Origin of the sequence: uncultured Thiocystis sp., assembly GCF_903866365.1 — a bacterium.
GTDB lineage: Bacteria > Pseudomonadota > Gammaproteobacteria > Chromatiales > Chromatiaceae > Chromatium.
Genome location: NZ_CAIPNF010000314.1, coordinates 1 through 14,064 on the forward strand (window position 1 = coordinate 1; position 14,064 = coordinate 14,064).

Annotated in this window: 16 protein-coding genes; 6 read left to right on the plus strand and 10 right to left on the minus strand. The window is 60.7% G+C overall.

The features are described 5' to 3' along the window. The first annotated feature begins 151 nt into the window (after positions 1–151). Positions 152–352: an alpha/beta hydrolase gene (locus QZY07_RS17940; RefSeq protein WP_363184449.1), complete on the plus strand. Its 201-nt coding sequence runs from the start codon at positions 152–154 to the stop codon at positions 350–352. A gap of 111 nt (positions 353–463) precedes the next feature. Here QZY07_RS17940 and sctU read toward each other — a convergent pair whose 3' ends face one another. The 8 genes from sctU to sctN form a co-directional block, all read right to left on the minus strand. Continuing rightward, on the minus strand, positions 464–1,522 hold the full coding sequence (sctU, locus tag QZY07_RS17945; protein ID WP_295405674.1) for a type III secretion system export apparatus subunit SctU: 1,059 nt from the start codon (positions 1,520–1,522) through the stop codon (positions 464–466). A 10-nt stretch (positions 1,523–1,532) separates the two neighbouring features. After that, positions 1,533–2,318, minus strand: a complete 786-nt coding sequence (gene sctT, locus QZY07_RS17950; RefSeq protein WP_295405676.1) for a type III secretion system export apparatus subunit SctT — start codon at positions 2,316–2,318, stop codon at positions 1,533–1,535. Further along, positions 2,318–2,590: a type III secretion system export apparatus subunit SctS gene (gene sctS / locus QZY07_RS17955; RefSeq protein WP_295405678.1), complete on the minus strand. Its 273-nt coding sequence runs from the start codon at positions 2,588–2,590 to the stop codon at positions 2,318–2,320. Before sctS ends, sctT begins: the two co-directional genes overlap by 1 nt. A gap of 80 nt (positions 2,591–2,670) precedes the next feature. Further along, on the minus strand, positions 2,671–3,321 hold the full coding sequence (gene sctR, locus QZY07_RS17960; protein WP_295405680.1) for a type III secretion system export apparatus subunit SctR: 651 nt from the start codon (positions 3,319–3,321) through the stop codon (positions 2,671–2,673). Further along, positions 3,318–4,313, minus strand: coding sequence for a type III secretion system cytoplasmic ring protein SctQ (sctQ, locus tag QZY07_RS17965; protein WP_295405682.1), 996 nt, complete (start codon positions 4,311–4,313; stop codon positions 3,318–3,320). The genes sctR and sctQ overlap by 4 nt, the downstream gene beginning before the upstream one ends. Before the next feature lie 92 nt (positions 4,314–4,405). Next, the gene (locus tag QZY07_RS17970) at positions 4,406–5,140 is read right to left on the minus strand and encodes a type III secretion HpaP family protein (protein WP_295405683.1); all 735 of its coding nucleotides are present in this window, start codon (positions 5,138–5,140) and stop codon (positions 4,406–4,408) included. Continuing rightward, the gene (locus tag QZY07_RS17975) at positions 5,140–5,628 is read right to left on the minus strand and encodes a YscO family type III secretion system apparatus protein (RefSeq protein WP_295405685.1); all 489 of its coding nucleotides are present in this window, start codon (positions 5,626–5,628) and stop codon (positions 5,140–5,142) included. The genes QZY07_RS17970 and QZY07_RS17975 overlap by 1 nt, the downstream gene beginning before the upstream one ends. Positions 5,629–5,637: 9 nt before the next feature. Then, positions 5,638–6,972, minus strand: a complete 1,335-nt coding sequence (gene sctN / locus QZY07_RS17980) for a type III secretion system ATPase SctN (protein WP_295405699.1) — start codon at positions 6,970–6,972, stop codon at positions 5,638–5,640. Between the two features lie 115 nt (positions 6,973–7,087). Between sctN and sctW the strand changes: the two genes are divergently transcribed. Genes sctW through sctV form a run of 5 tightly spaced genes read left to right on the plus strand, consistent with a single transcriptional unit; the run spans position 7,088 to position 11,445 of the window. Beyond that, positions 7,088–8,212, plus strand: coding sequence for a type III secretion system gatekeeper subunit SctW (sctW, locus tag QZY07_RS17985; RefSeq protein WP_295405686.1), 1,125 nt, complete (start codon positions 7,088–7,090; stop codon positions 8,210–8,212). Positions 8,213–8,214: 2 nt separating this feature from the next. Next, positions 8,215–8,592: a CesT family type III secretion system chaperone gene (locus QZY07_RS17990; RefSeq protein ID WP_295405688.1), complete on the plus strand. Its 378-nt coding sequence runs from the start codon at positions 8,215–8,217 to the stop codon at positions 8,590–8,592. Between the two features lie 29 nt (positions 8,593–8,621). Then, positions 8,622–9,002, plus strand: a complete 381-nt coding sequence (locus QZY07_RS17995) for a hypothetical protein (RefSeq protein ID WP_295405689.1) — start codon at positions 8,622–8,624, stop codon at positions 9,000–9,002. 4 nt (positions 9,003–9,006) lie between these two features. Continuing rightward, entirely contained in the window at positions 9,007–9,345 is a 339-nt protein-coding gene (locus tag QZY07_RS18000) for a tetratricopeptide repeat protein (protein WP_295405691.1), read from the plus strand. After that, positions 9,346–11,445, plus strand: a complete 2,100-nt coding sequence (gene sctV, locus QZY07_RS18005) for a type III secretion system export apparatus subunit SctV (protein ID WP_295405692.1) — start codon at positions 9,346–9,348, stop codon at positions 11,443–11,445. Positions 11,446–11,461: 16 nt separating this feature from the next. Here sctV and QZY07_RS18010 read toward each other — a convergent pair whose 3' ends face one another. Next, positions 11,462–11,962 carry a type III secretion system chaperone gene (locus QZY07_RS18010; RefSeq protein WP_295405694.1) on the minus strand — a complete coding sequence of 167 codons (501 nt, stop codon included), beginning with the start codon at positions 11,960–11,962 and terminating at the stop codon, positions 11,462–11,464. Positions 11,963–12,082: 120 nt separating this feature from the next. Then, positions 12,083–14,064, minus strand: a 1,982-nt coding sequence (locus tag QZY07_RS18015) for a serine/threonine-protein kinase (protein ID WP_295405696.1), incomplete at its 5' end; no start/stop codon positions are given.

A 14,064-nucleotide genomic window follows, 5' to 3' on the forward strand; every position in this document is an offset into this window, starting at 1 on the left:
ACGATGGAATGCAGTCCTGGACGGTGAAATGCAGGCTCAGTGGCAGATAATCCTGGCCTGAAGGGTCGTGAGTTGCAATTAATTCTGGCCCAAAATCGCGTCAAATGCAGGCCCGGCAGTTTTCAAATGCAAGTCGCTACACCTACCCACTCTGAACCTTCCGTCTCTCGTCATCACTGGAGAGCAGGATCGGGCGGTCAAATTGGAAGAGAGTCAGCGTCTGGCGCGCGAACTACCGGGGGCGCGCTTGGTGGTCATCCCGGATTGCGGCCATCTTCCACAGGAGGAGGCGCCCGCCGCGTTTCTGGCGGCAGTCCAAGGATTTCTGCGGCGTCTTGACGCTCGATCATGACGGATCGCTGCCGTGGCACAGGCAAGACCCGCTTCCAGGACGGCGATCCGTCAGCGCCTCCATCACGCCGAGAGACGTCGATATTTCAGGCGCTGCGGAACCTCATCCCGCTCACACTCTTTTTCCCCGCTCCCATTGCGCCACCCAGCGCAGTACCTCGGCCACGGCCTCGATGAGGTCGACAGGGATATATTGATCGACGTTCGACTGCTCATGGAGCGCGCGCGCGAGCGGCACACTCTCCATGACTGGAATCCCCTCGGCGCGAGCGATCTCAATGATGCGCTGCGCCATCAGGTGCTCGCCCTTGGCGCGCACGATCGGCAAGGGCATCTCACCATCGCGGTATTCCAAGGCGATGGCGATGCGTGTCGGGTTAGTCACGACCACCGTCGAGCGTTTCACCGCGCTCACCGTGTTCTGCATCATCAGTTCCTGATGCAATTGACGGCGCTTGCCCTTGATGCGCGGGTCGCCCTCCATCTCTTTGTATTCCTGCTTGACTTCCTGCTTGGACATGCGCATCTCCTTGGTGAACTGAAAACGCTGAAAGGCAAAGTCCGCCGCCGCGATGAGGATGAAACCGAAGCTGGCATAGATCATCAAGTCCAGCATCAAGACCCCCAGCAGCGGTGACACGCATTCCAGCCCGCACTGGGGCAGCTTGAGCAAGTCGGCTAGATTGTCGCGGATGACCTGATAGAAGAGGATCGACAGCAGCGCGATCTTGAGGATCGACTTGAACAACTCGATCAGATTCTTGATCGAGAAGATCTTCTTGATCCCCTTGCCCGGATTGAGCTTGTTGAGATCCGGTTTCAGCGACTCGAAGGCGAGCAGAAAACCGAATTGCGCCAGATGAGCGGCAATCCCAACCACGACCGCCAGTACCAGCGGCGGCGCGATCATTTGCAGAAAGAGCACGATCAGACCATCGAAGGTCTGTTCGAGCATCTGATAGAAGGGCTTATCCGCTCCGATGAAAACCGCCGGCAGCAAGAGCAGTTCCTGGAACTTGTCCGAATAGAACCCGGACGCGCTCCACAGCAGGGCGAACATCAGGACCACCAGTGCCGCCGAAACCACGTCCTTGCTTGATGAAACCTGGCCCTTCTTGCGCGCGTCGCGCAGCTTTTTGGCAGTGGGTTGTTCGGTCTTCTCGCCGCTCATGGTCGGGTGCTCACCGCAACAGCGCGTCCAGGATCGTGAACAAAGTACCCAGACCCAGCAGCTCGTTGCGCAGGAAGTCGAACAACAGGGTCATGTAGATCACCAGTACCAGCATCCCGATGGCGCTCTTGATCGGCATCGCGAGCGAAAACACATTCATCTGCGGCGCAAAACGGCTGATCAGCGCAAGCGCGAACTCGGCCATAAACATGGCGATGATCACCGGCGCGGCCAGCAGCACCGTCAGGGCCATGAAATGATCGAGCAGACTCAGCAGCCAGGGAATGGCGGCCGAGTCCAGCCGTGGATGAAAGGAAAACACCGGCCATAGCCGGTAACTCTCATAGAGCGCGCCGAGAAACACCAGTACGCCACCGCCGACGAAGAATAATACCGCCAGCACCTGGTTCATGAGCACACCGAGTGGCGAGGTCTGCGCACCGGTCATGGGGTCGATCGAGCTGGCCATGGTGGTGCCACGCTGGTTGTCGATGAAGAATCCGGTCGAGTCGGCCACCCAGAACGGAATAGCGGCACCGAATCCGATCATGAGGCCGATGAAGACCTCCTTGCCAACCAGCGCCAGCCCCTCCAGCCAGCCGGGCGGAGTGCCCGGCGCCTCGGCCATCGTCAGGGGCAGGATCACCAGGGCCAGACTGACCGCCACCCCATTGCGTGTCATGCCCGGCAGCACCTGTCGGGTGAACACTGGAAGCAGTGCAAAAGTGGTCAGGATACGCGGCAGGCTGAACACCAGCGCGATCAGGACATGGCGCCAATCGTCGAAGCCGGCCATCAGCGCGCCGTCAGGGTCGCGATGCTGTCGAGGATGTTGATGGTGTAGTTGTAGAGTTCGCCGCCGAGCCAGCGCGCGGTCATGAAGATGACGACGATGACCACGAACAACTTGATGGCGAACGACAGCGTCTGCTCCTGGATCTGGGTCAGGGCCTGGAACAGACTGACCAGGGTGCCCACGATGGACGCAGCCAGGATCGGCGGCAGCGACAGATAGAACACAAGAAGTAGCGCCTTGGCAGCGAATTCGACGACCTGGCTTTCATGCATGATCGGATGTCTCCCGCTTCGGATCCGCAGGATGGGCAGAGCTGCACAATGCCCATCAACGAAACTTGCGCATTGGGTTCTCAAGCGTAGCTCAGCACCAGTCCCTGAATCAGCCGCGTCCAGCCATCGACCATCACGAACAGCAGCAGCTTGAACGGCAGCGAGATGGTCATGGGCGAGACCATCATCATGCCCATCGCCAGCAGGATATTGGAGATAATCAGATCGATGGTCACGAAGGGCAGATAGAGCAGAAAGCCGACCTCGAAGGCCGTGGTCAGCTCGCTGAGCGTGAAGGCTGGGATCAGCACCAGCAGATGCCGTTCGTCCAGATTTTCGGTGACCTCGGGCGGCCACAGCCGGTGCGCCGTTTCCAGGAAGAACGCCTGATGACGCGGCGCGACATGGCGCGCGAGAAAATCGCGAAAGGGCTCGGCGGCATCGCCCAGGGCCGTCACCAGCTCGTCGGTAGCGAGATGCGGAAGATCGTGCTGAGAGAGACTGTCGAAGGCCGCAATCCCGATCGGGGCCATGATATAGAGCGTCAGGATGATCGCCAGCCCCTGCAGGGTCATGGTCGGTGGGATCTGCTGGATGCCGAGCGCGTTGCGCAGCAGCAGCATCACCACCACGATCTTGACGAAGGAGGTCGCGATCACGGCAATAAAGGGCACCAGACCCAGGACGATCAGGGTCAGGATCAGCAGGGTTGGATCGAGCGCGGCAGTCATGCCGAGGGTGGCGAAGCGAAGAGTTCGGTGACGCGTACTCCGAGATGAGCCTCGATCATCACCAGCTCGCCATGCCCGATCAGACGACCGCCGACCACCAGCCGGATGCGTGGGCGGTCGAGTTCGTTCAATTCGAAGCAATAACCGGGCTGCATGGCGCGCAGTTCACGCAGCGGCAGTTGCAGACGGCCCAGCTCGAAATCGATGCCGATTTCCAGTTCATCGGGGTCGATGACGGCGGGGGATGAGTCGCTATCCGGGTCTGGAATGGGGTGTTCGGACATGGTCGCGGATACCAGGGAGTCGATGATGAGACACTGACCGGCGAGATGGGCGGTCGCGAGTGTGCGCTGGCGATGCGTCAAGAGCAGCGGGATGGCCTGTGGCTCGACCTGGCGCGGTAGCAACAACAGGTCGCCAATTTCGAGTGCTCGACACTCGCGTGTTCGCAGGCGCGTGGCGCCGAGCCAGGGAGTCAGGGTAATGGGCAGATCCGGCCAGCGCTCGGCATTGGTATCGGAGTCAATGGCAGGTCGCTGTTTCTGCTCCAACCGCGCGGCCAGTTGCAGACTCGCCGCCGCATCCAGGCTGAGACGCGCGATGGGCGTGGCAGACTCGACATCCAGCGGCCACAGCCTCAGGATGCTTTCGGCGACCGGGAGCGTTTCAGGCGCGGCTAGAGCGACGGCCGCTTCGAGCCGGATCGACAGCAGGGATTCCAGCGCATCGAGCAGTGGCGCCAGCGCGGCTTGCCGGGCCGCTGCACCCAACGCCTGCGGAAGTTGGTCGAGTGCCAGTTCGCCGATCCAGTGATACAGCCAGTGCCGCCAGACTCCTGGAGCGAGTTCCAGCCACAGTGTCCCAGCTTCGCCACTTAGCCGGATCGACAGTTCCTGGCCGATCAGCTGTGCTGGGGGCGAGGCATTGAGCATGGTTCCAGGCTCCAGCGCGAGACCGAGCACGAGTGGCCCCTCGGGCAGATCCAGCCTCAATCGCGGCGTCCACTGAACCAAACACCGCGCCAGCCGTGCCTGGGTGCGTGTCAAGTGCTCAAGTATGACTGGACGTATCCGAGCTTGCTCCGTCACGCGCGTCGAGCCTCATCATGGCTCGGGGTCATAGGATTCCAGGGGTCACGTCGGTTGCGCGAGCGTCCATCGCCGGGGCTGGCATCGTTACTGGTCGCGCGCGCGCTGACGACCTGCACCTCGATCCGAACCGAGGTCTCCAGCCGGTTGGCAAGCGTCTGTTGCAATGTATCGGTCTGACCGGTCAGCTGACGCGCGAGATCGGCGCTGGGAACCTGGATGCTGACCACGAGCTGACCCTGCTCATGGCGTAGCCGGATCTCGCCGCCCTGCAGAGCAGATTCGCGCAATTGGATGCGAATCTCCGAGTTGCCGGTCTGACTGCGATCAGACACCAGAATGCGTTGCGCCAGTCGTTCACCGAGTCGTTCGATGTACTCGGCCCGGTCGCTGGTCTGGGTTGTGCTCGTTGCAGGCGTCGGCGTGTTTTCGACCGTGGCGCTCTGCTGGCCAAGCCCTTGCAGGATGCGATCACCCGTGGGGAGGGCGTGGCTGGATGGTTTCGACTCAGTGTCTGTGGACTGACTTGAGATCGAGGTATCAGCCTCTCGTTCTGGCTTGGCTTGCAGTAAAGCACTGAAAAGCTTTGCGGCTTGATCGAGATCGGCGCTGTTTCGCGGGGCCGACTGATCAAAAGCCGAGGCCGAATGGAGCAGAGTCTCTGTCGACGTCGGTTGATCGACCTTCAATCCGCCGGCGCCAGATGTCGTACTGCGTGTCGAGATGGCCATCAGGTCCACTCCCGACGCATTTGATGCACCGCGCTGGCGATCTCTTCCAATTCCTGTTCCTCGCGCCGCATCTGTTCACCCTCCTCGATAGCCCGTTGCACGGCGACAAACTGCGCGAATTTTTCGCATTCGCGCACACTGGCCGCCTGACGTTCACGCGCCGCATCCAGCGCCTGGCGCGCGCGCTGGAGCTGTTTTTCCTCATCGAGCACACGCTGGTTCAAGAGCGCCTCCTGTTCGCGCAGTCGTGCCACATGGCGGTTCATGTCCTCGATGGTTTCGATCGACACCAGCCGGTCGCGGATATCCTCGAAACGGCGCTGCTCTTCGTGCAGACGGTGTGCGTGAGAGGATTGAGCTTCATCGCGTACCTGCCGCACGATCCGCGCCTGCTGATCGAAGCACTGCTGCTCGCGCCGCAGAGCCTGCGTGGCCAACTGCTCGCGATAGTGCTTGATGCGCAGAAGTTCGCCATAGGTGCCGCTCATCTGGCGCCGTTAGCCAACCAGCCGCCGCAGCGTCGCGACCGTCTCCTCGAAGCCCGGCCGCTCCTCGTCGCGCTGGCGCAGAAAGGCACGGATGGCGTCGATGCGCGCGAGCGCCTCGTCGGCCAGGGGGTCGCTGCCTTTCTTGTACTCACCGATCTTGACCAGCAGCTCGACCTCCTCGTATTTAGCCATCAGCTCGCGCACCCGGTTCGCCGCCGCGCGATGCTCAGGCTTCACGATAGCGCCCATCACGCGACTGACACTGGCCAGCACGTCGATGGCCGGATAATGATTGGCCGCCGCCAGCTTGCGCGACAGGATGATATGCCCGTCGAGGATCGAGCGCGTTTCGTCGGCCACCGGCTCGGTCATGTCGTCGCCCTCCACCAGCACCGTGTAGAGCGCGGTGATGAAGCCCTTGTCGGACTGACCGACGCGCTCCATCAGGCGAGGCAGGTTGGCGAACACCGAGGGCGGAAAACCGCGCCGGGTCGGTGGCTCGCCGGCGGCGAGTCCGATCTCGCGCTGGGCGCGCGCGAAGCGCGTCACCGAGTCCATCAGCAGCAGCACCCGCCGCCCTTGGTCGCGAAAGTATTCCGCGATCGCTGTCGCCACATAGGCGGCCTTGGCGCGCTCCATCGAGGGCCGGTCCGAGGTCGCGACCACGATCACCGATTTGGCCGAACCCACGGGTCCTAGGTCGTGCTCGATGAACTCGCGCACCTCGCGCCCGCGCTCGCCGATCAGCGCCAGCACGGTCACGTCCACGTCGGCCCCGCGCACCAGCATCGACAGCAGGGTACTCTTGCCGCCGCCGGCCGCCGCGAAGATGCCCAGGCGCTGGCCCTCGCCGCAGGTCAGAAGTCCGTCGAGCACCCGCAGACCGAGCGCCAAGGGTTTATCGATGATGCGCCGTTTGAGCGGATCGGGTGCGTCCTGGTACACAGGATAATAGGTCTCGACTTCCAGCGGGCCGCGGGTGTCCTGGTCCAGCGGATGGCCCAGACCGTTGAGCACCCGGCCCAGCAGCCCCGGACCCACCGGCACCATCTGCATGCGCCCGGTCGGGATGACCTCGGTATTGGAGGAGATGCCATAGATCTCGCCCATGGGCGTGAGCAACGCCTCCTTGCCGCTGAAGCCCACCACCTCGGCGACCAGGTTGAACTCCTCGCCCGGATTGCGCAGATGGCAGAGTTCGCCGATGCGTGCGCCGGGCACCATGGCCTTGATGATGGTCCCCGTGATCTGAGTGACGCGCCCGCGCACCTCCAGCAGACGCGCCTCTTCGATCGAGCGGGCGAGCAGATCGGTGATGTAGTCGAGGCCAGCGCCCCGAGGCATCTGAGTCACGTTCGATGTGCTCCATGGATGGCCCAGCCGGACTACCCCGCCATGGCCACGCATGGAGTATAATGCATCAACCCTCAATCTAGGCAGATGTTTTTCGAGACCAGCGATGCCAAGCCCGATTCATTCCGATGCTCTATCCTTGGGCGACACCAGTCTCGGCGACGTCGCCAATCGCTCCGGCGTTCTCGGGCAGACCGAGGGGCAATACCGCGGCGAGCGCGTGGTGTCCATGCCCGATCCGCAGTCGCTGCTCCAGGATGCCGCCGAAGAGATGACCTTCCAGCACGGCGAAAAGGCCGAAAAATCGCTGGCGCGCCGTCATGTTCGCGATGGTGATCAGCGGGGACAGAAAACCGGATTGAACCCGGTTCAGCAGGTTCTGGGGAAGCTCGGTGATCTGAAGAAAAACGTCCTGGAGCATACGCTCCAGATCCTGCAGCGAATGCGCCATGCCGAGTCCTTCGAACTGCGCCAGCAGGTTCGCGAGCACCTGCCCGAACCGGCCCATCAGTATGCCGCGTTGCTGGCGCTCGCCGCGCGTCTGCGCGAGGAGGGTGGTGTACCCGCTGACCAGGTGGCTCGGGCCGAGCAGGCACTGCGCGAGCTGGAGGAACTGCACGGACCGGAGATTCGTGCCACGCTCAACATCGCCGAGATCGCCGATGAGTTCAGTCAGACTCAGCTTGGCGACTTGCGAACCCTGCGCGCGACCTATCGTGATGCCGTGCTTGATGCGTCCGATCTGGCCGCAACCTTCAAGACCCTGAAAGACCGTTATGGCGATTCCGAACTGTTGCAGGCCATCAAGTATCTGCTCAAGGCGCTGGCCGCTGACCTGGGGGCCGATGGCCCCTCGATCGACCGCGCCAAGCTCAATACCCTGCTCAACGATCTCTATCGGCTGGAACTGCTGACCGGCTTGCTGGAGGACTGCGCCACGCTGGTCGACCGTTACCGCGCGCCGGGCCTGGAGTTCCAGCCGACCGATCTGCTCGGCGAGTTGCTCGCGTTCCAGGTTCAGACCTGGCTGCGCCCCGAGTCGATCACCCCATTACCCGGCAAGCTCGGTGTACGCGAACTCAGCACAGAGATCAATTTTCTTCGCGAATTCAAGGAACTATCCCGTTTAATCCCACTCAAGGCATATGCCGACAGCGAACAGCGTCCGCGTCTGCTCGATGCCATCCAGCAGGCCATGGACAGCGCCATCGAGCGCGAGGAGGATGATTAACGATGATCGGATCCATGATCGACGCCTTCGCGCATGGCCTGGGTCTGAGCGAGTTCAGTTGGTCCGTGCGCCAGGGCGTGGCGGTCTTCGCCTTCGACCGGCGCGGTACGCTCTATCTGGAGGAGCATCCGGAAGGGCTGCTGATGTATCTCAGCCGCGACCTCGACCTGCGCGAGCGGGGGCGCGCGCGCCTCACCCAAGCGCTCAGGCTCTGTCACCATCGGCACGATTGGCCATTCCTGATCCAGGTCGGATTACGCGACGTCTCGCACCTGGTCTTCCTGGCGCGCCTGCCGCTGTCCGAGGTCACGCTGCCGGCCCTTGAGCAGGCACTCGAACTCCTGACACGGCTGCACGATCAGACCGCCAGCGCGGTGTAAACTTCGTAGAGATAACAGGAGGTTTATCGATGGATTACAAGATCGGCGGGTTTTCACTCGACCTCGGACTCGAAACCATCGCCCGACTCGACGGCGCGGACACCAATCTGCCCGCCCAGTGCGAGACCCAGCTCACCGGCGGGCCGATTCGCCACTGGATCGGCGAGCTCTTTCGCCCCGGCACCTTCGATCAGCAACTGCGCCGGTTCGCGCGGGCCGAAGTGCAGGATCCCGCGCTGCTCGCCCCGGCACACTTCGAGGCGTTGGTGCGCGACAGTGCCGTCATGCTGAACGACCTCGCCACCCGCGAGCATGACCCCGACCTAGCCGCCGCCGCCGCCCTGCTGGCCGGGGAAGTGGAATTGCGCGACCTGCTCGCCAACTATCGCACACTGCTGCTGCGGGCTTAAAGCCATGTGGAGTCAAGAACGCACCCAGGTTCTGCGGGTGCTGGCCGAGGTCTATCTGGAACAGGAGCGTCCCGCCGATGCGCGCGTGCTGCTGCGCGCGCTGGCACGCCTCGCGCCCGAGGACGCTGGCGTGTGGCGCGCGCTCAGCTACGCCAGCTTGCGCGCCCAGGTGCCGGAGGACGCATTGAACGCCGCCGACACCCTGCTGCGCCTGGAAACCGCCAACCCCGACAACGCGCCCATTCTGTTACTGCGCGCCCAGGCGCTGCGTGCGCTCGGGCGCGCTGCCGAGGCCCAGGACAGCCTGAATCGCTATCTGCAATGGCGTTCGGACGCGCCCTGAATGCTGGTTCAAGCTCAACGCCTTGTCGGACTGGTCACCCGCCGCAGCGACGTGCTGCTGGCCGTCTCGGTGGTGATGATCCTGTTCATGCTCATCGTCCCGCTGCCGACCCTGGTCATCGACGCGCTGATCGCCGTTAACATGACCACTGGCATGATCCTGCTGATGGTGGCGGTCTATATTCCCTCGCCGTTGGCTTTTTCGGTCTTTCCGGCGGTGCTGCTGATCACCACGCTCTTTCGCCTGGCGCTCAACATCAGCTCCACCCGTCTGATCCTGCTCGATGCGGATGCCGGCGAGATTATCTTTGCCTTCGGCGAATTCGTCGTTGGCGGCAACTTTGCCGTTGGTATGATTCTGTTTCTAATCATCACCATCGTGCAGTTCACCGTCATCACCAAGGGCTCGGAACGTGTCGCCGAGGTGAGCGCGCGTTTCTCGCTCGACGCCATGCCCGGCAAGCAGATGAGCATCGACGGCGATATGCGCGCCGGACTCATCGACATAGAGGAGGCACGCCGACGGCGCGGCCTGGTCGAGAAGGAAAGCCAGCTCTTCGGCTCCATGGACGGTGCCATGAAGTTCGTCAAGGGCGATGCTATCGCCGGACTCATCGTGACCGTTGTTAATCTCATTGGCGGTATCGCGATCGGTGTGCTGCAAAAAGGCATGAGCGCGGGCGAGGCGGTTGAGCTCTATTCCATCCTCTCGATCGGTGACGGCCTGGTGTCGCAGATCCCGGCGCTGCTGATCTCAATCACCGCCGGGATCATCGTCACCCGCGTGTCCACCGACGAATCGACCAATCTCGGCAGCGATATCGGGGGGCAGGTACTCGCCCAACCCAAGGCACTCCTGATCGCCGGCAGTTTCATATTCCTCTTCGCGATCATCCCCGGCTTCCCCTATCAGGTGTTCATCCCGCTCGGGCTGATCCTGATCGGCTTAAGCTGGACGCTGATTCGCGTCAGTCAGAATGAGGCAGCGGCGGCGGCCAGCGGCGGATCCATACCGGCAATGGCCCCGGCCGGCCAACCGACCAAGACCACGCCCAAGCGTCGCCCCGGCACGGTCGAGGACGAATTTTCCCTCACGGTGCCCCTGCTGATCGATGTCGATGCCGCGCTGGAGCCGGTGCTGCATGCCAACGCATTGAACGAGGCGCTGATCCAGGTCCGGCGTGCGCTCTATCTGGATCTCGGAGTGCCGTTCCCCGGCATCCATCTGCGCTACAACGCCAACCTGACCAATGGCGCCTATCAGATCCTGATCCAGGAGACCCCCATGGCCCAGGGCCGCCTGCGGCCTGGTTGGATCTTCTGCCGCGAGGAAGCCCGGCATCTGGAGATGCTCGGTATCCAGAGCGAGGGCGGTGATCGTTTCCTTCCCGGTGTCGAGACGCTGTGGGTCGAGGAGCGGCATCGCGGGTTGCTCAACAAGGCCGGCATCGCCACGCTCGACCTGCCGCGTCTGTTGACCTTCCATCTTTCTTTCATCCTCAAGAAATACGCGCCTGACTTCATCGGTATCCAGGAGACCCGCTATCTGCTCGGTCAAATGGAGGGGAGCTTTGGTGAACTGGTGAAGGAAGTGCAGCGGGTGCTGCCGATCCAGAAGATCACCGAGATCTTCCAGCGCCTGGTCTCCGAGGAAATCTCGATCCGCAATTTGCGCACCATCTTGGAGGCGCTGGTCGAATGGGGTCAGAAAGAGAAGGATTCGGTGCTGCTATGCGAATACATTCGCGGTACGCTCAAGCGCTATATCAGCTACAAGTACAGCAGCGGTCAGAACATCTTGCCGGCCTATCTGCTCGCGCCCGATGTCGAGGAAAGCATTCGCGGCTCGATCCGTCAGACCTCGGCGGGAAGCTATATGGCGCTCGATCCAGCGGTGGCGCAGAAATTCGTGGCCCGCTGCAAGCAGGCCATCGGTGAACTGCGGCCCGGACGCGCGCGTCCGGTGATCGTGGTGTCGATGGACATCCGGCGCTATGTGCGCAAGCTGATCGAGATGGAACTCTATGAGGTGCCGGTGTTGTCCTATCAGGAACTGACGCAGGAAATCACGGTGCAGCCGCTGGATCGCATCCTGCTCTGAAGCCGACCGATGCGAATTATCCCCATATCGCCATGGTTGGATGGACGCCGGATGCACCAGAATCGGAATCGACTGCCTGGCGGCCCTGTTCCGACCATTCCAGAAGGGCCTCGCGCCAATCCTCGGCGGCATCCACCATCTGCTTGATTCCGCGCTCCAGACCGCCCAGATCCAGCGCGGCGATCTCCATGGCCCTCCACAGGACGACACGCAATGGCTGCTCCGGATCCTGGCTGTCGGGGGCCAGCGCCAAGGTACCACTCGCGGCGAGATTCCCGAACAGGCTCGCCTGCAACAGACGGATCGCCAGCATTTCGCGCGAGGCATCGGGTGTCCCCGCAGGCAGCGGGCCGAGGTCAGTGTAGAGCAGCAGACGGCCACGTTCGTCATCCCGCTGCAATCCGAGCGCCTGCCCATCGACCGCGAGCCCCAGCGCACCCGTAGCGTCGAATTCCAACGCGCCAAGACCGATTGATTCGCCAAAATGTTTCAGAAAATGATTCAGTGGATCGTTCATCAGCGATCAAAGCCTCAGTTAGGTTTGGTTGATCTTCATGGAGTGCGGGAGGAGCCATCGACCCGATGTCGATCTGGTCAGGCTCGTCTCCGACGGGCATCCTGGCCGCCGGTCAGGCGTTCACTTGACCTTACTGGCCAGCAGTTCCTTAGCTTGTAGGGAGTAACCTTTTTCCGGCTTGAACAGATCCAGGACGCCCAGTTCACCCTTTTTGAGTCCGTGCTCCTCAGGCGACGCGGGGCTGACCGGATCGCCGCGCAGGGCCTGGAGGATCTGCCCGGTCATCGGGCGTTGCTTCGGATCCTCCCGCATGCAGGCCTCGATGAATACCCGGCATTCCTTCAGCGGCGTTGTCTGCCATGCCTTTGAGCTAAAATCAGTTTGCTCTTTCATACCATCAATTGGCTCACGAGCGGGTTTCCCTGTAATTAGCTCATACAGAGTACATCCCAGCGAATAGATGTCGCTGGCCGGTTCGGGTTTTCCCTGAGAACTAACTTCCGGCGCCCAAGTCTTTGCCGTACCTAAGCGAGACGTTTCTCCTTGCTTGGCGCAGATGCCGAAATCAATCAGGCGCGGTTCCAGCATTTTAGAATCGAACATGACATTTTCTGGCTTGAGATCGCAGTGCACCAACTGGCGCTGATGCAGGAACTCCAGTCCCTTGACCACGCCCGAAATACAATGAACGCCAACGGTTGCTCGATCCTTTAAATTGTTGAAATTTTTTATTAGTTTTTTGTAATCACCGCCGTCCACCTTGTCGATAATGGTTTGAATGCGCGTTCCTTCGGCCTTGAAACCCAGGATCTTTGGCGTATAAGGGCTGTCACGTAATTCCGCCTGACGCAGTGCTTCAATGATCTTATCAGAATAATTAATTCCATCATCACACATACCCACTTTCGATGCTTTGATAACAACCGGATTCCCATTAAATAATCCAGAATATACGATGCCGGATCCCCCATCGCCAATCTCATCGCCTACAGTCAGGTTATTATTATTTGGTAAATGCTTTTCTGTCAGTTTTAGTATTGTCGAGAGCGACTCCTCTTTCTGACTCTTGTCCAGCAGGGTAAGACGGTTGATGGTCTGACTCAGGATGTCTTTTCGATCTGAATCATTGAGCAGACTCAATGCAATTCGCAAATCTGGACGATTGCACAGCAGCCCCTCGACATGGCCAACCAGTGTTTCAACACTCTTTGCCCGCGTCGGGGAGATAAGATCAGTCAGCAGCTTCGTCGAAAATGTCTTGGCCATCTTCTGGTTCGACTCCAGATCCATCTTCATTTTCGGATAATCATGACCTTCCTGATGGCCAAAGGTCTTGGTGGCGTATTCCGGCATCGCAAACCGTTTGTCAAAATCCTGGTATTTCAGATGCACGAGCGAGGTATTTTCATGGATCAGATCCAGTAACTGCGTAGCCGGATCCATATCCTTCGACGGCAGATTGGCCATCGGCAGTTGTCCAAGCTGATTTTCGAGCGCCGCGTGACTGAGCTCCTGCATATCCTTCGGTAAAGCGTCGTGACGAATGAAGAGATCCACGTAGGCCTTGGTCGCGAATTCCGCCTGAACCATCAGCTTCTGAATCTTCCCATCGTCGTTCTCGGTCAGCTTGTCCTGCAGGCGCAACTCGGTGCGCAAGCGCTTACCCTCATCGAGTACTTGATGAATCTGTTTCTCAAACGACTCTGCGCTCTCCTTCTTCTTGAAGGCGTCCTTGATTCCTTGAATAACCTCACGGTTCTGTTCCTTCTGAATCGATTGTTGATCAGTCGGCTTTTTTTCAATTAGCTGTTTGTCATCCTGAATCAATTTTTTACTATTTTCTTGTTCCTGGAGCACCGATTTTCGAGCCTCCGCAGGCGCGAGGCCCTGCTCCTTAAAGCATTTCACGTCATCGAGACGGATCCCTTCGCGGCCGTAGTCCAGCGCATCCTTCACCGACAGACCGGGTGGCCAGGTTTTTCCCAGATCGCTGTTCTTCAGACGATTGAGTGTTTTGAGTTCCAGGCCGATCGTCGCCTTCAGTTCGAGCATCTCCTCCTTGAATCGCCGCTTCCCGGAGCCGGAGCCGGCAATATAGTGAT